Source organism: Pararhizobium sp. DWP1-1-3, from assembly GCF_049896125.1.
Lineage (GTDB): Bacteria > Pseudomonadota > Alphaproteobacteria > Rhizobiales > Rhizobiaceae > Pararhizobium.
In genome coordinates, this window is sequence record NZ_JAFCTR010000041.1 from 1 (window position 1) to 1,402 (window position 1,402).

Annotated in this window: 2 tRNA genes and 2 rRNA genes; all 4 read left to right on the forward strand. The window is 52.2% G+C overall.

Annotation, left to right across the window (positions count from 1 at the left end):
* Positions 1-80: ribosomal RNA gene (locus tag ACP7BS_RS29655) — 16S ribosomal RNA — on the forward strand; the annotation flags it as partial.
* Between the two features lie 282 nt (positions 81-362).
* Positions 363-439 (forward strand) — tRNA-Ile (locus ACP7BS_RS29660).
* A gap of 147 nt (positions 440-586) precedes the next feature.
* A tRNA-Ala gene (locus tag ACP7BS_RS29665) sits at positions 587-662 on the forward strand.
* Between the two features lie 647 nt (positions 663-1,309).
* Positions 1,310-1,402, forward strand: a 23S ribosomal RNA gene (locus tag ACP7BS_RS29670); the annotation flags it as partial.

The following is a 1,402-nucleotide window of genomic DNA, read 5'->3' on the forward strand; positions in this document are numbered from 1 at the left end:
TAACCACGGTAGGGTCAGCGACTGGGGTGAAGTCGTAACAAGGTAGCCGTAGGGGAACCTGCGGCTGGATCACCTCCTTTCTAAGGAAGCCGACCATGGATTACGGATTACCGGACATCCTGGTCACGCTTTTTAGAACATAGATGGCGCCAGTCAGGCGACCATCGCAACACATACGCTGTTGAGATGTGGAATGTCCTTTGACTTCAGTGTCACTGGATACAGAAGCACCGCAGTAAGGCGAATACCGCCGTCTACGTTTCTCTTTCTCTAAAAGACAAGGACCACGCTTTGACGTGTTGATCCTGGTCGGGCTTTGTTGCCTTGACCGGATTGATGCTGCAGTGTTGTTCAACCCTTATGGGCCCGTAGCTCAGTTGGTTAGAGCACACGCTTGATAAGCGTGGGGTCGGTAGTTCGAGTCTACCCGGGCCCACCATCTTTCTGTCCTGACGCTGTCGCGGCCTATGGCCGCTGCGCTCCGGACGGGCCGCCGAACGATCGGCGTGGAGCTTTGCTCCTGTTTGGTGGATTACGGTTGGGTTTGATTGATCCAGGTTCGTGGCTCGCGAGAGTTCAATGAATTGGGGCTTTAGCTCAGCTGGGAGAGCACCTGCTTTGCAAGCAGGGGGTCATCGGTTCGATCCCGATAAGCTCCACCATATCGGCGGTTTTAAAACCGCCTGTGGTGTTGTAGTTGGCGGATTGTTTGCCTTGTCTTATAGAGAAATAAAAGTTTGCATCGGTTCATTCGAGCCTGATGCCTGTTCTGATTACATTGTGAAGAGAAGATATGTCTGGAAGCTTCCAGGTGTTTTGCGCAATTCTTACGAATTGCTCGAGATGTCCGAGCCCAGTCCTGTTAAAGCTGTCGACGGTCTAGCCGATCCGAGACAGTGGAGGGGCTGGAGGTAGGTAGGAAGCTTGTTACTCAAGGCATGTTTGTTGTTGGTTGTTGGAACCATCAAGACTTCGAGGCTTTCGGGCCTCGGGGATTTTGGTGTTTTTGGCTTCCTCTGACGACATGTCGATGGATGTTGCCTGACCGCGCATCCCCGGACAGATCTCGAGAAGCTGGTCTTAAGATATGACCTCGAAGTGCACCGGCGTGCCTTCATATGAGGATTATATCGAACACGTTGATGGCATCTGGATTTGGATTTGGTTGTAAAAGGTAACCTGATCCGTTGGATAACTGGTGCGGCACACTGAAAGGTGTCCGTATAGCCAGGCTTGGCACCCCTTCGAGCGCAAGCGAGAAGGTAAGGTTTGCCAAGACCAACTAAGGATGAGCATTGGCAATGAGAACGATCAAGTGAAATAAGGGCAATTGGTGGATGCCTTGGCATGCACAGGCGATGAAGGACGTGATACGCTGCGATAAGCCGTGGGGAGCTGCGAA